The sequence below is a fragment of the Nocardioides immobilis genome, assembly GCF_003515065.1.
GTDB classification, from domain to species: Bacteria; Actinomycetota; Actinomycetes; order Propionibacteriales; family Nocardioidaceae; genus Nocardioides; species Nocardioides immobilis.
Genome location: NZ_QXGH01000021.1, coordinates 57,954 through 80,400 on the forward strand (window position 1 = coordinate 57,954; position 22,447 = coordinate 80,400).

Consider the following 22,447-nt stretch of genomic DNA (forward strand, 5'->3'; position numbering starts at 1 on the left):
CTCGCTCGCCGGGGGTTCTCGCATCTGAGCCCCGTTGGCGGAGGCCCTCGCGAGCGAAGCCGGTTGGACAAGAAGATGTTGGGGGATTGCGGTAGGGCACTTGCAGTGTTTGGGTATGAGGCGAACGACTTATCGTCTGGGGGCTCGTGCGACCCCGAGACACCAATCGGAGGGCAGAGGCATGAGGGAGTTCGGACGCAGAGCCGCGCTGGTAGTGGTAGCGACAGTGGCGATGGTGGGTCTCAGCGCAGTCGTCGCGCCGTCCGCGCAGGCGCTGGACAGCGCATGGGGATGCGGAGGCGCGTGCCGGGTGGCTCCGGGCCACGGCCGCTGATCTGAGCATTCTGTACGTCGACCGCCGGGCACTGCCCGGCGGTCGTCGTCATGTTGTGCCCTGCTCGGCCTGGGACTCCGCGGCCTCGTTGCCCGTGATCCCTCTGCTCCCCATCCGATAGCCGAGCTGGAACCGGGTGTCGGCGTCGTACTCGGTCTTGAGGTCGGCGACGTAGCCGGCGTAGGTCCGTGGGCTGACGCCGAGCCGCTTGGCGCTCACGGCGTCGGAGTGCCCGGCGATGAGCATCCGGATCGTCATCGCGCGCTGTTCGTCCGCGATCTCTCGGACGGTGGTCTGCTCGGCGTTGACGAACGGCCGGCCGCGAGCCCAGGCGCGCTCGAACACGTCGAGCAGGTAGGCGACGACGGCAGGCTCGCGTACGACGACCGCCGTGGCCAGCGTGTCGGCCGCCGGGATCACGGCGACCCGGCGGTCGACCACGATCATCCGGTTGAAGAACTCGTCGAGCGTCCGCACCTGCGCCCCGCGGGCGGTGACCGCGGCGACGTACTTCTGGGTGACCGCACTCCGCCGCGCGCTGTGCTGGTAGAGCGTGCGCATCGACAGGCCCCGCTCGAGCGCCTCGGTGTCGCGCAGCGCGGCGGTCGCGATCGTCGGCGCGTCGCGGCCCGTCTGCGGTTGGGCGGTGAGCAGGTCCTCCTCCGCGTCTCCGATCAGCGCCGTCAGGTAGGGGTTGATCGCCTCGTTGTGGAGATACGTGAACGGGCCCGAGCTCTGGGCGACCGGTGACCGGCGCCAGCTGTGGTTGAGCGACTGGAACGCCTTGGCCCAGCGCGCCGACTCCTCGAGCAGCCGGGCGCCCTCGTTGCTCAACGGGGTGACCACGCGGGACTGGACGTTCGCCGGCTCCAGGGCCCGCCAGATGCCGTCGCGCTGGTCGAGCTGGACCAGGTTGAGCTCCGCGAGCAGGTCGAGCGCCGCCTTGGCGTCGCTCCCTTCGGCCACCCGGGCGTCGTCGGCTGCGACCCCGCCCTCCTGCACGACCAGCTCGTAGAGCTCCGTCGCCGCGCGCTCGAACAGCTCGCGGTCCTCGGGCTCGTAGCCGGACAACACGACCCTCCTGCTCTCGCGCGCTCCCGGACTGCCCCCCGGGGCATCGTGTGCTGCACATATTTGCAGACCCGGGGCGATTCGGCATCCGCACAGCGGCTCGGCTATTCTCGTCCGGTCGCGTCGCTTGAGGCGGCATGCGCCCGTAGCTCAACGGATAGAGCATCTGACTACGGATCAGAAGGTTTGGGGTTCGAATCCCTACGGGCGCGCAGATCCGAACCGCAGGCAACACACCCGTTGACCTGCGGGTTCGCATTTTTCGGCATGTCGCCTCGGTAGTCCTCGAAGGGTCCTCAGGCCCAGCGGTAGCAACGCCGGTAGCAACGCGCCTGCTCACGACCCCTCCTCGAAGAGTTCGCCCAGCTGGTCGAGCGCCGACTTCTTGTCATCGAGTGAGACGTGGCCGTAGACGTTCATCGTCATCTCAAGGCTCGCGTGCCCGACGATCTCCATCACCGTGCGAGGCGGAACACGCAGCTCCAGAAGAACCGACACACACCCGTGTCGGAAGTCGTGCATCCGGACATCGCGAACCCCGGCGGTCTTGAGGGCGCGTTTCACGAACTTCGTCGTGTTGTCGGGATCCAGTGGCGTCCCGATCGACGTCGTGAAGACATGACCCGATCCGTGCCACCCAGCTCCGATGGCGACGCACTCGTCCTCCTGCCGCGCCAGATGCTCCCGCAGGATCGACACGACGAAAGCTGGCAGCGGGACGGTCCGCCTCGATCTGGCCGTCTTGGTCTCCATCGTGACCAGCTGCCCCGACACCCGGTGAAGACCACGGCGAACTCGCAGCACGCCCTGATCGAGATCGACGTCCTCCCAACGAAGGCCGAGCGCCTCACTTCGACGCAGACCGAGCAGGGCAATCACGACCAGGAGCGCGTAGAGGCGATCGTCTCGATTCGCCTTCAGGAACGCCCGGGTCTCGTCGACCGAAAGCGGGTGATGTTCCTTCTTCGGCACAGTGGGGGCGCGCACGAGCTTCGCCACGTTCTTCTCGATCAGTTCCTCGCGGACCGCGTCCTCCAGGGCCGCACGAAGCGTTGCGTGCACGTAGCGGATCGTCCGAGCGCCGATGCCTCGCTGCTTCAGTCGCTCGAGATACCTCCGAACTTCGCGTGCCGTCAGCTTCCCCAGCCGAACCTTGCCCAAGTCAGGTTCCAAGAAGTGCTCGATCCGGTGCCGGTAGGCAGTCAAGGTGCTCGGCCTGACCCGGGCCGCGGCCACCTCATCCAGCCACTCGCGAAGGTAGGCACCGACGGTGAGCTGGCTCGGAGCGATCGGCACACCGGACTCGCTCTTCCGTCGCAGGTCTGCCAGCCATTCTTCGACCTCCCGGCGCGTCCTTGCGTGGAACACGTGCCGCCGACGGTCTCCGTCCGCCTCGTCCACGTAGAGACCGCCGGCCCAGGTCCCGTTCGATCGCTTCCAGATCGACCCCGATCCGTTCGGTGCCTTCCCGGCCGTCACGACACGTCCTCGAGCTCAAGGTCAGCGACGTAGTCGCTCAGGGCGCGGGCCGAGATCCGGCGGCACGCCCCGACCTTGACCGACCGCAGCAATCGCTGACGCATCAAGTCGTAGACCTTCTGCCTCCCAACGCCGAGCAGCCGAGCAACCTCCTCAGGCGTGAACAACAGGGGCGGCAGCTCATCGGAGCTCATCAGCCAGACGTTCGGCCGGAGCCCGACCGCTTCGTCAGGCCGTTCATCAAGATTGTGCAGGTATTCCATGGGAACTCCCGAGGCTCATGGCTGGTGGCCCGCGGCCTCCCGCCGTCTGATGGTCGGTCTCCGGCCTGCCCGTCAAGGGCACTACGTGTCACTTCGTGATTCGCTTCGCTCACCCCTGACAGCCAGGCCGGAGACCTGGTATTGGCTGGCTATCGGGAGGCCGCGGGTGTGTGGTTGCCGAACGGCCGTCCACAGGGGGTCAAGATGCGGGACCAGCGCGCGCCACCTCCTTGGCTCGTTCGTACTGCTCACGCCAATCACGCCGCTGCCGCAGTGAGGCGGCGATGGTCGCGCCATAGCTGCGTTCCTCGACCGGGACGTCTTCCCACACGAACCGGGGCTGACCATCGGAATGGAGTACGTCGGCGGCGAGCCGTCGGGCCTCGGGGGCGTCGATCCCGGCTTCCTCAAGGACCGCGCGGACCACAGCGGCCCGGTCCGCCCTGTGCTCGGTCAGCGTCTTGCCGGTCCAGTGCCGCGAGACTAGGACCCGCCGGCCGCCCAGTCCGAGGCATTCACGGTCGTGGGCCTTGGATGGGCACATCCCCGGGACCATCCCCGACCCCGGGTCCTTTGGGGTGACCCCGAACCGCAGCCAGTTGGAGCAGGACTCCGAACAGGGCAACCACCGGACCTCCGCATGCAGACGGTCGATGTGCGCCTCGTATGCAGGGTTCGGGTGGTCGGGGTCCGTGTAGGTCTCGGCGACCGCCTTGGTGAGGTACTTGCACAGGTAGGCCACCGCGCGGTGAGTCTCCTCGGTGCCGCCGAGGATGCCCTTGATGTCGACCTGGTCCCCGAATCGCAGGACGTGCATCGGCTCGGCGAACTCGTCCCCATCGATGTCGTCGAGCGCCTGGTCCCACGACGGCAACAGCGCGCCGGTGGTGGGGTCGTAATAGCCCTGGGCCACCGGATCCCACGCCGGGAGCTCGTCGCCGCGGTCCGCGTCGTACCGGACGGTGTCGACATCGGGCCACCACAGGGCGCAGTAGGTCCCCGCGGTGACGCCCCGCAACGTGGCGCGCGGGATGGAGCCGCGCAGTGCGGTGTGCAGGTGCGGTGCGAGGCGTCGCTGGGCCTCGACGGAGGCGAAGTACTGCACCTTGTAGCCCGCGCACCGGCGCAGGTTCTGCCACCACCGGTCCACCAGCCGAGGGAAGTGCAGCGCGTCCAGCGCCGCGTGCCGGTAGTCGTAGTAGGACGGGTCAGCCGGCACCCCGGTGCCCGGTGCGATGCGGCCGTAGGACGGCAGAGTCAGAGTGACGAACATCGAGGGCCGGAACGTCGCTCCCGTCCGAGGATCGGTGAACGTCCGCCCGATCGAGACATGCTCGACTGGCACCTTCGGCAGATCCGGGAACCCCGGGAGCCGGCGGGTCGAACGCACCCGACGATCCGCCCCGTCGTCACCGTCGTCATCCCTGGACTCGTCCGGGTCGTCCTCAGTGTCTTCGTCGTTCGAGGGCGGGAGTGGGTCGTCGACGAGGTGCCAGCCTTCTCGGCACTGGTGCATCCTCACTCTCCGAGCCCGATCCGCGCATGCGGGGCAGACAGTGGCCCGGGTGGAGCCGCATGGGATCGGGACCGAGGCGACCTGCCCGGTTGCCCGGTCGGTGACTTTCCGCAGCAACGGACGCCGGCAGACGCCTGTCGTGTCCGCGGCCGCCTGGACCAACGTGGTCGTGATCGGAGCCGAAGCGGTCAAGGAAACCGACTGCCTAGTCATGCGGCACCACCTGCCGCCGAAGCGTCAGTTGCAGGCGTGCGGTCCCGACCTGCCCAGAATCCACTCACGATCCCGGCCCGCTGGACGTACGCCTCGCACTCCGCCCGTACTCGGCAGGCATCGCAGACGATGCACATCGCCTTACCGGCCGCCGGTGACAGATCTCGAGGATCCGCGATCCACGGCAGGGTCCGAAAGTGTGCGCAGAGCGCCCTCATCCTCCAGGTCTCACTCATGACGCCACCTCGCTCGAGCGCGTCCGCCGAGGGCGGTCCTGCGGGTCGGGGTCCGGCACAACAATCGGGACCGCCGCGGATGTAGCGAATCGATCAGCGACCTCCCGGATGGCGCGATCGGAAGCGAAGCCGGCTCTGACGCGGATGGGATGACCGCCTTCCTCGGGTAGCACGTAGCCGGTACCGGGCATGTCCCGAGGGATCCGATGGCAGTGCGCCCCGCTGAGCACAGCTGTCTCGCCGAGCACCATCGACGTCTCGGACAGGTCCTTGAGGCGCAGTCCGACCATCTGAGTGAACAGTCCGCGGGCGGGGATGACCTCCTTGCGGGGGTCCTGCAGGCAGGCGAAGACCATGAAGCCCGGTGCTCGACCCTGGGAGCACAGCAGGTTGATCGCTGTCTCGGCCCGCCGCTGCAGATCGCGCTCAGGGCAGTACGCAGTCAGCGCGGCCAGCTCGTCAATCATCACCACGTGCAGCGGCTCATCGACGCTCGGAACGTGCGACCGCACCTGGCCGGCGTACCGCTGGGCTCGCTCGCGCATCCAGCCGACCAACAACTCGAGCACGGCGACCGCCTCCGCAGCGTTGGTGGCTGTCGTCGTGAAAAGGGTTCTGCCCATCAGGACCTCCATTCCGCCTTTGAGGTCGATGCCGTGCAGCTGGACCCGGCCGGAGTGGACCGCGGGGGCGAGTCCAAAGGCCAACGACCAGAAGACCGATCCCTTGCCCGAGCCCGACGACCCGGCGACGAGGGTGTGGGGGCCGATCGCCAGCCGCCACTCCAGACCGTCCTCGCGCCGGCCCATGGGAACCGCGTCCAGCTGCTCCAGCGCAGCGGCCGGCCGGGCGTCGAAGGACAGCCGCAGCGGATCGCCGACGGTGAAGGTCAACAGGACGTCGCGTGTGCCGCATGCCTCGACTCGGACCCGGGATGCTCCGACACCGCTGCGAACTGCCTCGGCTGCGCCCTCGAAGTCACTGATCGTCTGGCCAAGCGCCGGGCGGACTTGCAACTCGACGTGAGGGAAGGCGACGCGGCTCCGTCGTACTGCCGGCACCTCAATCTCCGCGAGACCGCAACGCGCACAGACCGTCTCCCAGTCGCGCACGATGGCCCTCCGCCAGATCCATCCGCGAAGGCAACCGCTCGCACGGCCGAAGGATGCCGGGTGCCACCAGGACCAAATGAGCGCGCCGGTGGCCATAAGAGTGACGGCCGCCGTCGGGGCGAGGCTCCACGGCCAGGCCAGCCACGCCGCACCCAGCAGGACGCACGCGTAGCCGGCGCAGCGGCCGATGAATTCCAGTGCCCCAGGGAGAGTCACGGCTCGGTCCACGGTGTCGACCGTCATGGTTCAGGCCGCATCGGGGTTGTCGAGACGGATGCGAGTGATCACGCTGCTCAACAGCCCAATCGCTTCGTACGTCGCGGCACGGGCGACCCGCAGGATCTCTTCCACGTCGCACGACGGTGAGCCGCTGAGGGTGTAAAGGACCCCCGTCACCTCGTCACTGGCGTCGTCGAGCCGCTGGACCATCCGCGTGAGCTCACTGATCGCGTCCACCGCGTCGCGCGCATCGAGAAAATGAATCCACTCGCCAGCGGTTCCGGCGCCGATCACGATGACCTCCCCTGTGCGTGCGCGACGAACAGTCGAAGGCCCGGAACCTCGGCGATCCAGCAGTTGTCCGTCGGCCGCCCGAAGAACTGAACCGGGTACTCACCTTGGGTGAGGTCTCGTCTGATCGAGAGCAGCCCGAGCTCACTTGGGACCACCACACGTATCTCGGGCACTTCCTCGGGCCGCGAAGGTGGCGAGACAACTACACGCTCAATATCGGTGGCGTTGCCGAGTACGTCACAGGCGCGGCGAAGGATGTCCGCGAGGTCACCGAGCACCCAGCCGCCCCATGCCCAGTCCGGGGGCGCGTCCACCATCAGGCGCTCGCCTTCTCGATGGCCGCCTTCTCGGTCGCCGGCTTCGTCGACCGGGACGGCGCTCGGACATCGGCAGCACGCAGCGACCACGCGATCTTGGAGAAGTCTCCGTTCTCCTCGATGTACGCCGTGGCGGTCATCTTGTCGAACTCGACCGGGGTGAACGGCAGGCCGGACAGGGCTTCGGGCAGCACCGGCTGCACCGTGGCCGTGATCTTGACCGACATAGTGCGTGTGGACTTCTTGGCCTCTGGGTCACCGTCCACCACGTCGACGGACCAGAGCAGCAGCCCCGTGTCCGGGTCGACCGCTTGGATGATCCGCTCACGGGTGGACTTGTCGTAGTCCCGGACCGGCTGGACCTCGCCCACGGCGTACGCGCCGTACGGGAAGGCCACGCCGAACTCGACCGGAAGCTTGCGGGGCATCGCCATGACGTCTTCTCCTTGGTCTTGGTGAGCGATTGCCTCCAACCTCATCGCTATCCACAGGACGGCAGCACCCCCTGGAGCGGATGGTTCGGGACGTCTAGCGTGGTAGCCAAACGTCCCAAAACGTCCTCGGGGAAGCGATGGGAAACGAGCCTACGCAGCCAGATGCACCAAGCCGGCGTGACCGTCGGGGAGCTCGCGACGGGGGTCGAGGTCGATCCCAAGACAGTCGAGAGATGGCTCCAAAATGGCCGAGTCCCGCATAAGCGACACCGGCAACGAGTCGCCAGCCTGCTCGAGAGCGACGAGATCTTCCTGTGGCCGCAGCTGCTCGATGACGAACAGGTGCATGCGACCAGCAAGGCCGAGTTGATGGGGTTCTACCCGAACCGAGGCGCCGTGCCGGCCGACCTCTGGCGCCGACTGGTCGACGGAGCCACCGAGCGGGTCGAGATCCTCGTGTACGCCGGCTTGTTCTTGGTCGACAGCCATCCCGATCTGCCGGCCAAACTGGTGGAGCGGGCTGCTGATGGCCTCAAGGTGCGTCTTCTCTATGGCGATCCCGACTCGGCCACGGTGGCCTGGCGAGGCGACGAGGAGGGCATAGGCGCCAACCTCGCAGCGCGCATCCGGCTGAGCCTCACCTACATGCAGCCAGTCCTAGGTATCCCAGGCGTCGAGGTCAGGCAACACGACAGCGTGCTCTACAACTCGATCTACCGCTTCGACGATCAGATGCTCGTTAACACTCACGTCGTCGGATCACCGGCACCTCAGAATCCCGTCCTCCACATTCGGAAGCTGGCTGATGGCCAACTCTTCGAGCATTACCTGAAGTCGTTCGACCGAGTCTGGGACGCCGCACAGGCTTTGGACGCCGACTCGCTCGCACAACCTTTCTAGTCCCGAGCACGGAGTGCCGAACCGAACGCGCGCGAGCCGCCGGGGAAGAGGAGGATGTCGGCGGGTCAAGCGGATCACCCGTGGTTCAAGGTCCTCTTCAACCCGACCCACGCCTCCTGGATGAACCTGGCCTCGAGGTTTGGTTCGACATCGTCGAACGCCAGGCCATCCGCCGCGACGTGTTCAAAGGACCCAACTCAGCTCTGATCTGGGCCGTGAGGCGCCGGTAAAGAATGCCGTGAATGGCCGCGGGCCGGGAGACAACGCTGCATCCTGTCCACATGGGGGAACTCGCCGGACGCCTGGTAGGCACCACTACCTGGTTCTCCGTCGTCGCGGTCATGTTGACATTGCCAACGGTGGCCGCGGCTCACTCGCCCATGTCGAGCGGATCGGCTTCGGAAGCGCCAGTTGCCGCGGATCCCGATCTGAAGCTGTACCGCGGCTGGGTCGCCACCGAGTACACCTACCCCGACGATTGGTTCGGCGGGAACCCGGGCAAGCATTACAGCCGCGAATGGCATGCCGATGTGTCTACAACCTCGTTGTCCGCGACGTCGTGGGGCGAGGTCTACTACTACTTCGTCAATTCTCCGCCGTCTCAGTGTCAGAAGAGCGAGCACGCGGGCGTTGGCGGAGGCCAAGCCGACTTCGCCGTGTTCCCTTCGGAGGCAAACTCCCTCTACGGCCTCCACGATCTGCCCGAAGGCACGTCGATGACCGCGTTCCAACCACACTCGGATCTCAGAGTCGGGATGCCGGGAGTGTCCTATCTCTGCGACGATCACGGCCCCTACTACGACAGCCTCGAAGAAACCGTCACGAACACCCCGGCGACGGTGCCGTGGCCGAACAACGGGACGTACCCGACAACCGCAGGGCGCGACTACCGGTGGACCACCGACCCCTACGGGCACCTGGTCCACTCAGTCGTCTGCATGACGACGAGCAGCATCGACACGGACTCAGACGGCCTCCCCGATTCAGTCGATCTCGACCCACTTGCTGCTGGAGAGCCGGAGGACCTCGGTAGTCCGGACGGCGTCGATGGCCAGTACGAAGAGCCAAGGCTGGAAGGCGGGCCTGGCCACCACGAAGGCATCCCAACCTGTCCAACCCTGGATGAACGCTGCATAGACGCACCGCCGGGGACCAGCACCGACTCCGACGGCGACCGGCTCCCAGACGTCTATGAGATCGAAGTGTCTGGGACCGATCCGGACTCCGCCGACACAGATGGGGATTGCGTGCCCGATGCCATCGAAGTCGCAAGCGGAAGCGCCCCATGGGACCCCTCGGAGGTGCCGGACACCCTGCCGGCCGGCGGTCCACCGCGCAGGGTCGCCGGTCGCGGAGATGCCGGGATCACGTGCGGGATCACCGAGTTCAGATGGGTCACGCCCGCACTTCGAAGTCTCCGCATCCCAGCAGGGCGACGTGGCTGCATCCTGCTGCTGTCGAACAAAACAGCCAACGCCATAATTGACTTCGCGCTCGCCCACGAAAAGGAGACGCTGACCAGCGCGCTGGTCAAATTCACCGGTGACCACCTTGGTGAGGTCTACGGCGAGGAGACGGTCGACTGGCAGGAGGAATACCAGGTCGACAAGACGTTGAGCCGTGCGAAACGGCAGGCGAAGAAGGCCCTCTTCCGAGCGCTCAACCTCACCCGCCTCAACGGGTTCTACAGGGCTAGCGAGATCGCCGCACTCAGCGGCGTCGCTCTCGGCGCGGTGTGGGCGCTCAACCAGATCCGCAACCGCGACGCCTGCATTCAGGTCCGGGTGGGGCACGGTAAGGACGGCAAACCCCGGCTCTCGTGGAGCTTGGTCTACAGCAAGGACCAGCTGACCGCAGCGGGGATCAAGGACGGCCTGCACAAAGCGGGTGTGTGGAAGAAGAAGGCGCGCACTCTCAAGGTCGACATCGCGGTCCGGAAGCACATCAATCTTGCATGCAACCGCGGAGATGTCGTCGCCTCCGGCGGCGACGCGGACCGCGTGTTCACCCGCGCTATCTCGTTCGTCTTCTGATGTGGGCAAGGGGCATGCGAGGCATCCGTCCTACCGATTGGGCACAGGCGCCTCTGGCTTTGCCGGTTCCGCGCCCCTGGCCCGCGCTGGGCGAGCAGCTCGGGAAACGTGGGGGAACTCCTCGACGATCGCCCGTTAGATGAAATTGCACCGCGTTAAGGTGCCGAGCTTTTCGGCGAACCTCACCGCGACAGCCTGTCTCTCCGACACTGCCACGGTCAGCAGGACTGAACCATCGAAACACCCGGAAGCAAGAACCATCGTGCTCGGCCGCTCGATCACCACTGCGAGCGGCGAGTCCTTGCCTCCCTCGAGGTGCAGAGGATCGGCAGCCCGCTGTTCAGGGCCAAAGAGCAGGTCGAGTGCCTCCTCCGCACGCACCTCGCCGACGACGAGGCTGTCGCCGGCCTGAGTGGCCGGTTGTGGACCTGTGGGCCAGTTACCGAGCAGATGGCGATCGTGGTCACGAGTCCGCATCACCTCCGTGTCCCAGCGGCCTGCGTGCCGCCGCTGACCAGGTTATTGAGACCGGCACGAACGGAGGACTCGAGGAACAGCTCGGCCAACGACGTGAGGCTCAGGGTCGACCAGCTCGCACAGGCGCTAGGCCCGCACCACGAGCTTGCGGATGTTGACCGCGGTGAAGAAGGCCACTGCACGCTGACCTGGTCGAAGGTGGTCGTTCCGCGGATGACCAATGCCGGTTTACTGAGAGCACCGATTGCCCAGGATGAAGTCGTTCGACCGAGTCTGGGACGCCGCAGAAGCCTTGGAGACCCACTAACGGTCATGACAGTGTTGGGCACATGGGACGCCGCATCGACTACATCGACGACCCCAGTGCCCCGAAGGCCAACAGCGTCGTACCGTCCGTCGTCGCGATCGTTCAGGACGACCAGGGCCGAGTCCTCCTCATCCACAAGACCGACAACGACCTCTGGGCGCTGCCCGGTGGCGGTCACGAGATCGGCGAGTCGATCGCAGAGACAGTCGTCCGAGAAGTGAAGGAAGAGACCGGGTACGACGTCGAGGTCACCGGCATCACTGGGACCTACACGAACCCCAACCACGTGATGGCCTACGAGGACGGCGAGGTCCGTCAGCAGTTCTCGATCGCGTTCTCAGCGCAGCTCAGGGGTGGAGACGCTCGCACCAGCAGTGAAAGCAAACGCGTGGAGTGGCTGGCACCCGAAGCCACAGCCGCTCTGCCCATGCACCCGTCCATGCGCATGCGCCTGGAGCACGGCCTCGAGGACCGGTCCGCGCCCTACATCGGGTAGTCGTACCGCTTCGCAGCTCGTGCCGCGGCCTCCCTGAGGTAGTCGGCGGATCGTACGACTGCTCGGTGCACCGGATGCTGAGGCTCGTAGCGTCGCAGCATGTCCGCCAGTCGCTCGGCAACAGTCATAGGTTGACCGTCGGGCCCACTGATCAGATCGGCCAGGATGAGAGCATCGAGGTGGTCCTGTGGTGGCGAATCGAACTGGATGAGCCGATCGAGCAGGCCACGCTCGTCCGCCTCGTGCTCGGCGCCGGTGTGGAAGGCAACGAGACTGACCAGTTCCTGCGGTGCGCCCAACAGATCGAGAAAGGCGGCGCCGTCGATGGCGTGCATGCCGGTTGCCACCAACTTGTCGCTGTACCCGATGTCATGCAGCCATGCAGCCGAGACAACGATGTCATCAGACGGCGCGGTCGACAGTCGCTTGGCGGCGTTCGCCACAGCCTGCACGTGACGCCATCGCGCAACCTGGTCGCCGATCAGTTCTTGCGCAAGGCTTCTGCAATCGACCGACCTCCACCCCATGGTCGCCAATGTACGCACCCACATCACTGGGTCGACCCAGACGACTAAAGTCTGTGCAGGATCCTGTCGAGCAGCGGCGGCTCTTCCCGCCCGGCGGGGAGCACTTCATCGAGGCCCGCAACACCGTTGGCACCCTGGGCTCATCCCCGCGCGAGCGGGGAGCACCTTCACGGTCAGGCCTGTCCGCCGCGCGAATCCGGCTCATCCCCGCGCGAGCGGGGAGCACGGTAACCACGTCCACTTCACCGGCCGCCAATCCGGCTCATCCCCGCGCGAGCGGGGAGCACACCAGCACCGAGGGCGAGTTGCTCGGCGACTCCGGCTCATCCCCGCGCGAGCGGGGAGCACGGCATCGCCGAGGCAGGGGCTACGCGGCTGTTCGGCTCATCCCCGTGCGAGCGGGGAGCACGCGCCGAGGGCGGCCGCCATGCGGTCGGTGGCCGGCTCATCCCCGCGCGAGCGGGGAACACGATCTCACTCCCGACGACACCGACGCCACCATCGGCTCATCCCCGCGCGAGCGGGGAGCACCTTGTTCCCGGTGTCACCCGGACCCGGTTCCAGGGCTCATCCCCGCGCGAGCGGGGAGCACCCCGGCGCGTGGATGGACGTCACCGGCTACCAGGGCTCATCCCCGCGCGAGCGGGGAGCACTACGTCGACGACGTGCGCCTCGACGTGGACCGCGGCTCATCCCCGCGCGAGCGGGGAGCACTCTCGGAGCACGTTCGGACTCTCGACCGTGCACGGCTCATCCCCGCGCGAGCGGGGAGCACACAGCCACGGCGATCGTCGCGGTGAGCATCTTCGGCTCATCCCCGCGCGAGCGGGGAGCACGCTGCCCGCGACTCGATCATCCGGGGCTTCAACGGCTCATCCCCGCGCGAGCGGGGAGCACGTCGACGGCGTGGCGGTGGCTGCGGACTCGATCGGCTCATCCCCGCGCGAGCGGGGAGCACCCGGATGTGGACCCGTAGCCCCAGGCGCGCTCGGGCTCATCCCCGCGCGAGCGGGGAGCACAACTTCACCGGCGCGAAGAACGACACCGTCAACGGCTCATCCCCGCGCGAGCGGGGAGCACCAGCTCAACCCCGTCGGACTCGCCGCTCGCACGGGCTCATCCCCGCGCGAGCGGGGAGCACACTCTCTGAGCAGCGACTTTACGCCCCGGGTGCGAGGGTCAGAATCACTTTCGGTAGCGCCTGGCGCGCTTCATGCGTCCGACCGTGCTCCAGCCTGGAGGCAAGGCTGGCACGGTGGACGGCTCAGCTGGACGCCTCATCAACCAGATGCCGTCGAATTCCTCCGGCTGCCAATCGTGCCGGTGGCAGCGATACTCCAGCCCCTGCTCGTTGCCGGACGAATGAACCATGATGGCGTTTCCCTCCTTGCACAGTTCAAGCACGCGGAGCCACATCAGCTCACGCACGCGAGCGGTCACCTGCCCCACGAAGACGCCTGGGCTGATCTCCATCAACCACCGGGTCAGATGCCCGCGTAGGCCGGCCGGACAAGCCGTGAGCACTAGGACTACCACGGGATGTCCTCCTCATATAACGTGCCGCCAGCCACAGTACGGTTCCCGCCGTCCCACAAAGACACGACGTTCCAGTCCTGGTCCTCGACCTCCTCGGGAGGAAGCAGCAACTGTCGAACGTCCCGGGCGCAACGGGTCAGCAGATGACCGCCCCGTACGGCGTCACGAACCGCGCGCCGGGTATCTCGGGGGATGTCCTCGGAGTCGGAAGCGGCGATGTCGAAGGCGACCGGAATCGCGATCTCGGCCTTGTACAGGTCAGCGATGTCGTAGACGAATGACCGAGTATGACCTGTGTGCACGAAGCCCAGGCCGGGGGAGCAACCCAAGGCCACGATGACTGCATGGGTGATGCCGTACAGGCAGGTCGTGGCCGCAGAGAGAGCCTGGTTCACCGCGTTACCCGACCCGAAGTCCTTCATGTCGTAGTCACGCTTTGTCCAGGGCACGCCGGTGCGCTCGGCATGCGCACGATAGAGTCGTCGGACGCGGGCGCCCTCCCGTCCCCGCAGCTGCTGCATCGTGGCGCCGGCGACGTCCTCTTCCGGGAATCTCAGCCCGTACATCGCGCGCGCCACGTGCAGGCGTGACGATTGGTTGGTTACCGCCGCCGCCTGCGCCTGCAGTAACCGTGATGACTGCGCGAGGGGTCGGCCGTGGGCGTAGTAACGGACGCCGTGCTCGCCGACCCAGACCGCCGTAGACCCGCTCTCGGCCAGCAGCACCATCGCCTGCTGGCTGACGTTCGTGCCCGGTCCGAGCAGCAATGCACCCAGCGTCGCGGCCGGGATGTGCACGGTTCCACGGTCGTCGGTAGCCGTCACCGCGTTGCCTTCGCGGTGCACAATGCAGCGCTCGAGGTAGACGAAACTGATCCGGTCCTGGGCCCTAACCAGCTCCGAGATATCGACCGGGGGCGGACCGGGGATCTCCTTCATTGCGGAGGAGCAAGCGTCATGAGGCCGCAGCCGTAGCCCTTCGCGCGACCCACGCCGTGTGTCAGAGCCATGCGCAGGCGGCCGGGATCGGTAACCCGAAGCGTCCCGTCGAAGGTGGCGACATTCAGGGTGACCGACCGGCCTGCGCCGTCGGTACGCCGCGCGAACGTGATGCGGCTGCGCGAGTGGATGGCCAGCTGTGGCACCGGCTTCGCGTCAGACGAGTGTGAGGCAGAGGAGTCGACGAGCTCGAACCCCCAGGCGCCAGTGCGGGAGACCAGCCAGTCCTGCTGGTGGGCCACTGTGACGTGCCCGAGGCGCTTCCCGCGTCCGCCGTCCGGTGTCCGCACGCTGCGCACGGGGTTCGCCGTGAGCCGAAAGATCCACTCCTGGCCGGCCGCGAGCTGCGCGAGGAGCGGTGAGCTATCAACCGTCTGCCAGGACTTCTGAGCCGTCGGCCAGCCGGCCTGCTCAACGACGTGGGTGAGATCGGGACGCCCAACACTGCTGACGTACAGGGTGATCGAGGAGTCCTCGCCGCGGTCGACTCGCCACAGCACACGACCCTCCGGGCCGTCCACCGGTGTTCCCGGTGGGAAGGCGCACATCACTGCGGCGTGCATGCGCTGCGGTGAGGCCAGCAGGAAGCGTGTCCCGCGTCGGGACGGGTTCAGGTGCATCCGGGTCAGGAACATCAGGCTCCTCCGTATGCCGCGAGGAAGTCCGGCTCGGCTCGACCCATGTCGTTCGGCATCTCGACAGGCGCGAGCCTGACGACATCGCGCCACCCGTACTGCCGCATCGTCGGGTCGAAGCTGAGCGGCACGTCGCGGGTGGTCTCGGCGTACGGCGTGCCGGGCTCGGCGTCGAGGACCAGGTCGAGCAGCACCATCTGTCCCTGTTCCCGGCGGTACCAGGGGCGGGCCTCCCATGGCGCGGACCTCAGGATGTCTTCCAGTTCACCGTCGTGGACACCCAGGGCGATCTCGCCGGCTGGGGGGCATGAGCGGCGGCCAAGGTAGAGCGGGAACCGCGGCTCGCGTAGCGCCTCGTCCAAACCGCGCAGGAGTGCTTCGTCGCCGGCCACGCCCGCGACGAAGACCGCATCGGTCAGGTAGTAGCGGTAGGACAGCGGCATCGACTCCTCCTTCCCGTCCTTGCGCCGGATCGCGGTGTGGAAGTCACGCTCAATCCGGCCCCGCTGGTCTACTCGGACCCCGAACGAGAGTGCCGCCAGGTCCTCGATCGGGTCGGCGCGTCGGCGCCCTTGTGCCGCGGCCAACAGCCCAAGGACGCCACTCTTGGTCGGCTCGGTGCGGGTGTGCCGCTGGGTGAAGCGGCTGGCGTCCCCCCAGGACTGGAGTGGGCCGGCGAGCCGCAGAAGCAGGACGGTCATGCCGTTCCTCGGAGTGCTTCAAGGACGCGGTCGCCGACCCGATCGATGAGCTGCTCGAATCCGATGTGCTCACCGGTGTCGCCCAGCGCGGCCGCCACCTCACTTTTGACCGCCATCACGTAGGTGGAGGTGGGTGGAGTGCCGTACGCCGCGTCGACCTCGCGAGCTTCCTTGGCCAGTGCTTCCGCGGAGAGCACGGAAAGTGCCGCTTTCCCGTCGGGACGGATCGGTGCCTCGAAGGCGCCGACCAGGTTGACCGGACGACGGTGGCGGACCTGTACCACCACCGCATCCGGCAGCGTGCCGTTGGCGAAGGTGTTCTGCTTCCCCGACGGCATGCTCACCGAGAACGAGCGGACGAACGCCTCGGCCGCGCGCTTGGCCACATCGGTGTCGCCGAGGTTCTTCTGGAGTTGGTCGAGGTTGATCGTCGCGTAGCGGTAGAGCGTGCTGGAGTTGAACTCGATGACACCGATCATTCCGGCGCCCGGATCGGTCTCGGCGTTGGCGTCGTCCACGGCGGTGAAGTAGTCGTACTCCGTCTCCACGGGGTGGGTGCTGATCGCGTGCGCGACCTGCACCGAGGCGTCGACGCTGATCGACTTGTCGTCTGCGACCATCCGGCCGAAGAGGGCGACCTCGATGCCATTGTCTTGCTTCAAGACCTCCTTGGCAGCCCTCTTGTCGAGTTCGCCGGCGCGGCCGTCGACCGCGAGTTCGGCGAGCCGGTCGAGCTGTTGATTGCTGATGAAGATCAGGTAGTCGCTGAGCCCGAACGGGTCGACGGGCGCTGCATCCTCGCCCTTCGCGGGCTTCTTCGGCCGAGGTTCCTTGAAGGTGATGTTGGGGTTGGCGGCGCTCATGACGTCCTTGGCCAACTGGAGTGCTTCGTCCGTGCTCAATGAGGCGTCAAGAGCGCTGATGCGTCCGGTCAGGTCTTCCATGATCCGGCGGGTCCGGAGACCGCGGTCGCTTTCCGGGAGGTAGGCCGCGAAGTCGCGCCGGGTGGCGTGCTTCCAGGCCTGGGAGCTCACTCGCGCGCGGCGGACGCCGCCGAAGATCGCGGTCTTGGGGCTGCCGGTGTCGTCACGGTTGAGATTGCTCGACGGCACGGTCTGCAGCACGTGGATATCGATGAAGGTGGTCATGGGGTTTCTCCTGTCGGGTCGGTGGTCGCCGCTTCGGCGTTCAGTTGGTGTGAGCGGCCGGCGTCGTTGGTGGGACGGTGGTAGTCACGGGTCCAGCGCATCCGGACGGCGTGGATACCCTCGGGGTATTGCATGTTGTAGAGGTCACGAGCCAGGGCGCCGTAGTCGAGGGCAATCCGCTCGCCCCGGAGCTGAGTGACCAGACCACGCAAGTACTGGAGCCCGGCGCCGATGTCGTTCGACCTAGTCAGCGCCCGAAAGCGCCGCTCGACGCCCTTGCTATCGGTGGTCGCTGCAAGACGTGCTACGGATCGACCGAGGGTGTGACCGCGGCCCTGCCGGTGCATGCCGGCATCTCTCCTCGATTGTTGGTGGGTCGCGAAGAGGGTCAGTGCTGCCACGGCCGCGAACTCGGCCTCGCTGGGCTCGTCGCCCGCCCCCAGCAACTGCTCGGGCATGCCTTCGAAGATGTCCCAGGCGTCGGGACTGAGGTGTCGCCCGGCGGTTAAGGCTCGTCGCAGCCTGGCTAGCTTGGCGCCGGCATCGGGGCGGTCGGCCAGGTATCCCGACTGGAGCGCGGCGGCGGTGCGGCCGACGTAGAGCTCGAGGGTGTCGATCCTCGTTGACGTGTCGGTGGTCATGCGGAGGCTCCCTCACGGGGTCGGGGGTAGGCGAGTGGTAACGCTTGGCGTAAGCGGTGGTGAAAACTGTTCTCGGCCATGGCTGCGTCGAGGTAGAGCGTGTGGTCGTTCCCGCGGTTCACCTCGCGACCGATCCAGGCAGCCTGTCCGGCATTGCCCACCAGGTCGCGACCTAGCCGAACGAGGGTCTGACGCACCTCGTTCTGCCAGGCGGCGCGAACCTGGTCCCGCTCGGTCTCGGAGCTCAAGGTGGAGACCCAGCGGCGGTACCGGTAGTCGAGCGCGGCGTACCCCTGGTCGAAGGCTCTGGACCGGAAGGCGGTCGGGTCTGCGCCCGCGGCCTCGGCCAGCTCCCCGGCGAGCGATGCCACTGCCCGAACGGCGGCGTCGGCATCGCGGACGGCATCGAGCGCAAGAGCCTTGGCCCCTCGACTGCTGAGCACGGCAACCGAGAGCGCCAGCGCGTCATCGGCGATGTCGTCGGTCACTGCGCTCTGCGATCCGTAGTGCATGCCGACTGCCCGAATCCGCACCGGGAGGTCTCGCGGCAGGTGGTGCTTTTGTCGGAGTTCAGCGAGCCACTCGAGCCACCGTCCAGGCTTCGATGTCATGGGGGAGTGGGCGTTGCCGGCTTCTGCGATCAGCGCATCCAGACCTCGCCAGAGTGCCCGGCCGGGCTGATGTTGGCGGGGCATGAAGATGGGATCGCTGCTGCCCTGAGCCTTCTCCTGCGCCTCGCTGCGCCGCCAGCCGGTCATGTACTCGTGGTGGAACATGTTGCGCGGATGTAGGGGATCGCCGTTGGCGATCAGTACGTCGGTTGCCCGCTGTCCGTCGTGGCCGAGTCGGATTCGCCGGCTCTGCCAGGTGAGCAGGTCCACCGGTCCGGATGGAGCGAGCCGTCCCTCCGCCGCGGCAATCTGGGGTGGGCGTTCCCACACCGGCAGGTCCGGTGTTGCGCTGTCCAGTCTGGAGCCGAGTGGCAGGTTGAGCATCAGGGTGTGGAACAGCGACGCACCCTCGACGACGATCCCGCCGAGCCACCCGCACCAGGCCACCCCGATGGGATACCCCTTCCCGCCCTTGACTCGGTCGTCGCCGAGGGCGCCGGACTTGATCCCCGAGGGGTCGAACGCCTGGCAGTGCACGATCCAGCGCGCCGCCTCCGCGAGGTCCATGGAGGTGAGGGCGCGTCCGGCGCGGGTGGTGAAGAACTGGTGCCCGGCGGGCACGTCGGCGACCAGTCGAGCAAGGTCGGTCATGGCGCCCTTAGCCGTCGACAGTCCGGCCACCTGATAGAAGGGAGTCTCGGGGTGCAGTAGGTCGAACCGGTCGTGGTGCTGGTCTAGGTACAAGGCGATCGGCTCAGGGTTGAAGGCCCCGCGCTCCCAGAGCTCGCTCCAGGCCTCGGCGTTGGCCGCGTCGGGGTGGCTGCGCCGGATGATCGCGAGGAGCAACCGCAGCACGGCGAAATCCTGTGTCGGGAGCTCCCCGGCCAGCGAGACACAGTTGTGGGCCCGCGTGATGATCTCGGTCAGGGAAAGTTCTGAGATCTCCCCGGTGCGCAGTCGTGTTCGGATCCACGGCTCAGAGTTCAGGTCGAAGGCGGGTGTGGTCATGGGCGGTCCTCTCGGACGGAGGTCAGTCCTTGGTCGAGGTCGTAGTGGAGGGCGAAGTTGCCGACGGTGGCGCGCCAGGACTCATCGAGATGCAGCACCAGCTGGCCTACGAGCCACGGGGACTGTTGCCAGCCTTCGTAGGCGTTGGCCTCCAAGGCGGCGAGCGTGGCGTCGAAGGCCTGTGGGGAGGCGGTCATGGACATCGGGAGCCGGACCGTCGTCGCGGCGAGTGCCCGCGCTAGTCCCGGATCCGGGGGGCTCAACGCGGTCGGGATGTGGCGGCCCGCATGAGGGCTCTCGTCAGCGATAAACCTGACTTCCCCTCCGATCCGCTGAGTCACGACCACCTCGATGCCGTCGTCGCTGTCGCGGACCCGGGCCGATCCTTGGGAGCGCCCGTCCTCGGCCTCCGTTGAGGAGTCCTGCAACCAGCCGACCAGGGAGCCTTCAAGTTCTCGGACGCCACGCATCCGGAAGATGTCGGCACGGATGCGGGCCTCGGCAAGCTCGGCGCGATAGGTCGCGTCGGCCCGGTCGGCGGCCTCGCGCCACGACTCGGGAACCGGCGGCACGGTCGCGTAGGCGCCCTCGATGAGCGTGCGGATCTCGCTGGGCAGGGCGATGACAGTGCGGCCGTTCGGGCTGAGGCTGAGCACTCCCGCGGATCGGTACAGCCGACTCAGCCCGTAGACCGCGCGGGAGGCCCGTCCAGGCGTGGGCACTCCGCTGGCGTCCCACTCGTCGATGCCCGTCAGTACTACTTGAGGGGTACGCAGCCGGGGTGGACGCTCTGCCTCCCCGGCGCCACGTGGGTGGCGGTGCAGCCGGCCGATCCGTTGCAGCACTAGGTCGACCGGGGCCAGGTCGGTGACCATCGCGTCGAAGTCGACGTCGAGCGACTGCTCCAACACCTGGGTGCCGACCACGATCCGCCGTGCTGGCCGATGGTCTGCATCGGGCCCCAGTTCGACGCGCAGGAGTGCTTCGCGGCTCGCACGGTGGGTCGCGATGAAACGGGAGTGGTGCAGCACCACCACATCTCCGAAGCATTCACGCAGGTGAGCGGCGGTCTTCTGCGCCCGGCCGACGGTATTGCGGATCACCGCCACGCAGCCGCCTTCCACCAGCCAGCCGCCGAGCAGCCCGGTCAGCGTGTCCAGGTTGTCGTCGATGACGCGTACGTCCACCGAGTGCGTCGTCGCTTGCGCGCCGGCTCCTCGAGCGGCAGTGCCGTCCGCGGTCACGGTCGTGACCAAGGGATAGGCGAGGTCGTCGGGCAGCGGCTCGGCCGGGAGTCCGAGTCCGCGCCGGTAGGCGTCGGCCAGCTCCTGACGCTGGGCGCTAGGGAGCGTGGCCGAGAGCAGCAGCACCGGCACGCCGTACGCCGCCAGCCACTCCAGCACGCGGACGAGGAACATCCTCATGAAGTCGTCAGCCGCGTGCACCTCATCGATCACCACCACCTTGCCGGCGAAAGCAAGGTGGCGCAGCGCTGCATGTTTGGCCTGCAGCGCCATGAACAGCAGTTGGTCGATGGTGCCGACGACCATGTTGGCCAGCACGCCCTTCTTACGCCCGGTCAGCCAGGCGAGGACCTGGGCCTCGACCTTTGCGTCGGCTGTGCGTCCGGCTTCCTCGTCGTGCACATCGACGGCCCGGCTCCGCTCGATCAAGCCACGGAAGTCGTCGTTCAACCCGGCCTTGCCGTGCGCCAGGTAGGCGCTCGTGGCGCCGTGGCCGTCGAGGTGCTCCACCCACTCCAGGACTCTGGCGAACATGCCGTCCGAGGTGGCCATCGTCGGCAGGCCGACAAACACGCCACCGCAGTCGAAGCGCTGCGCGAGAGTTTCAGCGGCGAGCAGCGCAGCCTCGGTCTTGCCGGTCCCCATTCCTGACTCGATGACCACCAGCGGCGGCGAGGAACAGCCGCGGATGGCCTCGACGACCAGGCGCTGCATGGGTCGGACCTGGGCGTCCCGCAGCCGGGGGAACCGCTGGAGGAGGTGCGCTGAGACGTCGTCGGGCGGTGCCTGCGGGTGCCACGGCGGGGGCAGCCGGAGTGCGTCCCAGGCGAGGCCGGCGCGCTGATCGCCATCGGTTGCGTCGAACGGGAACAGGTCGGTGTTGCTCGCAAGCCAGTCGGAGACGATCACGGCGCCGGTCAGGATCGCCTGCGCGGTTGTCGGTAGCGGGCATCGAGCCCACGCGGACAGGTGCCGATCGGCGCCGGTCCAGGCGGCCATTTCGTCCAGGATCTCCCACTGCACCTCGTGCCAGCGGCCGCGTCCGACCAGGTGCGGCCGGTCCTCGAGCCAGTCCAGCTTGGCGATCGTCGGCGGTACGCCATGGTGACCGCCTACGATCACCGCATACGTCGTGGCGGTCTTCCATGAAGCCTCGTACCGGTCCTCCAGCCAGCGGCCGAGGACGACGTGGCCGACCAATCCGTGCGGGGCCTTGCCGAAGTCCGTCACGTCGAGCGGCTCGACGAGCCCGCGTTCGCACATCCGATCGGCGAGCGGTGGAACCTTGGACGCAAACGGCGGGCTGCACTTGGCCACGTCGTGGCTGCCCGCCAGCCATGTCAGCAGGACCTTTCCGTCGCGTGCATCAGGGGGAAGGGCGTCCTCGATCGTGCGCTTGGTGCGTGCCGGCAGCCAGTCCCACACGAGGGATCCCACCGCTGCCGAGTCCTCGAGATGCTGTACCAACGGCATCCACGCCTCGCCGTCGTATCCGGACGATTTGCCCCAGACCGAGCGCGCCGCCTCGCTCCATGAATGGCCCACGCCGCACCTCCTCGGTGCACGCTAGGCGAATGCCCCGACACCCGCGGCGAAATCGCCGGGTCCGCACCCAGGCGGCCAGTCAGTGGGCGTGGGCTTCAGCGGTAAGCCCGGCTCTTCCCAACGCCTTGGCCCGCCAGACGCCGCATGTCAGG

The 22,447-nt window shown here is 67.4% G+C and carries 21 protein-coding genes, 1 tRNA gene and 1 CRISPR repeat array; of the genes, 4 read left to right on the forward strand and 18 right to left on the reverse strand.

The annotated features are described in order from the left end of the window. Positions 1-382: 382 nt before the first annotated feature. Positions 383-1,408 (reverse strand): phospholipase D-like domain-containing protein, encoded by a 1,026-nt coding sequence (locus D0Z08_RS17405; protein WP_245994080.1) that lies wholly within the window; start codon positions 1,406-1,408, stop codon positions 383-385. 136 nt (positions 1,409-1,544) lie between these two features. Here D0Z08_RS17405 and D0Z08_RS17410 point away from each other — a divergent pair. Further along, positions 1,545-1,617, forward strand: a tRNA-Arg gene (locus tag D0Z08_RS17410). A gap of 124 nt (positions 1,618-1,741) precedes the next feature. On the opposite strand, the gene D0Z08_RS17415 is transcribed toward D0Z08_RS17410, so the two are convergent. The 7 genes from D0Z08_RS17415 to D0Z08_RS17445 all read right to left on the reverse strand — a co-directional run bounded on the left by D0Z08_RS17415 (position 1,742) and on the right by D0Z08_RS17445 (position 7,488). After that, on the reverse strand, positions 1,742-2,884 hold the full coding sequence (locus D0Z08_RS17415; RefSeq protein WP_118926520.1) for a tyrosine-type recombinase/integrase: 1,143 nt from the start codon (positions 2,882-2,884) through the stop codon (positions 1,742-1,744). Beyond that, positions 2,881-3,078, reverse strand: a complete 198-nt coding sequence (locus D0Z08_RS17420) for a helix-turn-helix domain-containing protein (RefSeq protein WP_118926592.1) — start codon at positions 3,076-3,078, stop codon at positions 2,881-2,883. Before D0Z08_RS17420 ends, D0Z08_RS17415 begins: the two co-directional genes overlap by 4 nt. A 268-nt stretch (positions 3,079-3,346) precedes the next feature. Then, positions 3,347-4,876: a replication initiator gene (locus D0Z08_RS17425; RefSeq protein ID WP_342772360.1), complete on the reverse strand. Its 1,530-nt coding sequence runs from the start codon at positions 4,874-4,876 to the stop codon at positions 3,347-3,349. Positions 4,877-5,108: 232 nt separating this feature from the next. Beyond that, positions 5,109-6,440, reverse strand: a complete 1,332-nt coding sequence (locus tag D0Z08_RS17430) for an FtsK/SpoIIIE domain-containing protein (RefSeq protein ID WP_182481366.1) — start codon at positions 6,438-6,440, stop codon at positions 5,109-5,111. Positions 6,441-6,470: 30 nt separating this feature from the next. Beyond that, complete coding sequence (locus tag D0Z08_RS17435) at positions 6,471-6,737, reverse strand: hypothetical protein (RefSeq protein ID WP_118926522.1); 267 nt, start codon at positions 6,735-6,737, stop codon at positions 6,471-6,473. Then, positions 6,734-7,054, reverse strand: a complete 321-nt coding sequence (locus D0Z08_RS17440) for a hypothetical protein (protein ID WP_118926523.1) — start codon at positions 7,052-7,054, stop codon at positions 6,734-6,736. The genes D0Z08_RS17435 and D0Z08_RS17440 overlap by 4 nt, the downstream gene beginning before the upstream one ends. Continuing rightward, positions 7,054-7,488 (reverse strand): plasmid replication, integration and excision activator, encoded by a 435-nt coding sequence (locus tag D0Z08_RS17445; protein WP_118926524.1) that lies wholly within the window; start codon positions 7,486-7,488, stop codon positions 7,054-7,056. The genes D0Z08_RS17440 and D0Z08_RS17445 overlap by 1 nt, the downstream gene beginning before the upstream one ends. 177 nt (positions 7,489-7,665) lie before the next feature. Between D0Z08_RS17445 and D0Z08_RS17450 the strand changes: the two genes are divergently transcribed. Together D0Z08_RS17450 and D0Z08_RS31690 are read left to right on the forward strand one after the other, a co-directional pair. Continuing rightward, positions 7,666-8,388: an XRE family transcriptional regulator gene (locus tag D0Z08_RS17450; RefSeq protein WP_220454233.1), complete on the forward strand. Its 723-nt coding sequence runs from the start codon at positions 7,666-7,668 to the stop codon at positions 8,386-8,388. A gap of 281 nt (positions 8,389-8,669) precedes the next feature. After that, positions 8,670-10,421, forward strand: a complete 1,752-nt coding sequence (locus tag D0Z08_RS31690) for a hypothetical protein (RefSeq protein ID WP_147381452.1) — start codon at positions 8,670-8,672, stop codon at positions 10,419-10,421. 135 nt (positions 10,422-10,556) lie between these two features. Here the strand turns inward: D0Z08_RS31690 and D0Z08_RS17460 are convergent, their stop codons facing one another. Then, entirely contained in the window at positions 10,557-10,898 is a 342-nt protein-coding gene (locus D0Z08_RS17460) for a hypothetical protein (RefSeq protein ID WP_118926527.1), read from the reverse strand. A gap of 329 nt (positions 10,899-11,227) precedes the next feature. On the opposite strand from D0Z08_RS17460, the gene D0Z08_RS17465 reads away from it, so the two are divergent. Continuing rightward, positions 11,228-11,701, forward strand: coding sequence for an NUDIX hydrolase (locus tag D0Z08_RS17465; RefSeq protein WP_118926528.1), 474 nt, complete (start codon positions 11,228-11,230; stop codon positions 11,699-11,701). Here D0Z08_RS17465 and D0Z08_RS17470 read toward each other — a convergent pair. The 9 genes from D0Z08_RS17470 to cas3 all read right to left on the reverse strand — a co-directional run bounded on the left by D0Z08_RS17470 (position 11,689) and on the right by cas3 (position 22,295). Then, the gene (locus D0Z08_RS17470; RefSeq protein WP_118926594.1) at positions 11,689-12,228 is read right to left on the reverse strand and encodes an HD domain-containing protein; all 540 of its coding nucleotides are present in this window, start codon (positions 12,226-12,228) and stop codon (positions 11,689-11,691) included. The two genes, D0Z08_RS17465 and D0Z08_RS17470, sit on opposite strands and share 13 nt — an antisense overlap. A gap of 137 nt (positions 12,229-12,365) precedes the next feature. Further along, a CRISPR array of direct repeats spans positions 12,366-13,369; the repeat unit is 28 nt; unit sequence GGCTCATCCCCGCGCGAGCGGGGAGCAC. A gap of 44 nt (positions 13,370-13,413) precedes the next feature. Next, on the reverse strand, positions 13,414-13,764 hold the full coding sequence (gene cas2e / locus D0Z08_RS17475; protein ID WP_118926529.1) for a type I-E CRISPR-associated endoribonuclease Cas2e: 351 nt from the start codon (positions 13,762-13,764) through the stop codon (positions 13,414-13,416). Beyond that, a complete protein-coding gene (gene cas1e, locus D0Z08_RS17480) occupies positions 13,758-14,702 on the reverse strand; it encodes a type I-E CRISPR-associated endonuclease Cas1e (RefSeq protein ID WP_118926530.1) in 945 nt (314 codons plus the stop codon). The genes cas2e and cas1e overlap by 7 nt, the downstream gene beginning before the upstream one ends. Then, a complete protein-coding gene (gene cas6e / locus D0Z08_RS17485; RefSeq protein WP_118926531.1) occupies positions 14,699-15,397 on the reverse strand; it encodes a type I-E CRISPR-associated protein Cas6/Cse3/CasE in 699 nt (232 codons plus the stop codon). The genes cas1e and cas6e overlap by 4 nt, the downstream gene beginning before the upstream one ends. Beyond that, the gene (gene cas5e / locus D0Z08_RS17490) at positions 15,397-16,098 is read right to left on the reverse strand and encodes a type I-E CRISPR-associated protein Cas5/CasD (RefSeq protein ID WP_118926532.1); all 702 of its coding nucleotides are present in this window, start codon (positions 16,096-16,098) and stop codon (positions 15,397-15,399) included. Before cas5e ends, cas6e begins: the two co-directional genes overlap by 1 nt. Next, positions 16,095-17,246, reverse strand: a complete 1,152-nt coding sequence (cas7e, locus tag D0Z08_RS17495) for a type I-E CRISPR-associated protein Cas7/Cse4/CasC (RefSeq protein WP_118926533.1) — start codon at positions 17,244-17,246, stop codon at positions 16,095-16,097. The genes cas5e and cas7e overlap by 4 nt, the downstream gene beginning before the upstream one ends. Next, entirely contained in the window at positions 17,243-17,887 is a 645-nt protein-coding gene (gene casB, locus D0Z08_RS17500) for a type I-E CRISPR-associated protein Cse2/CasB (protein ID WP_118926534.1), read from the reverse strand. Before casB ends, cas7e begins: the two co-directional genes overlap by 4 nt. Further along, on the reverse strand, positions 17,884-19,506 hold the full coding sequence (casA, locus tag D0Z08_RS17505; RefSeq protein WP_118926535.1) for a type I-E CRISPR-associated protein Cse1/CasA: 1,623 nt from the start codon (positions 19,504-19,506) through the stop codon (positions 17,884-17,886). Before casA ends, casB begins: the two co-directional genes overlap by 4 nt. Further along, entirely contained in the window at positions 19,503-22,295 is a 2,793-nt protein-coding gene (gene cas3, locus D0Z08_RS17510) for a CRISPR-associated helicase Cas3' (protein ID WP_118926536.1), read from the reverse strand. The genes casA and cas3 overlap by 4 nt, the downstream gene beginning before the upstream one ends. Between the last annotated feature and the right edge of the window lie 152 nt (positions 22,296-22,447).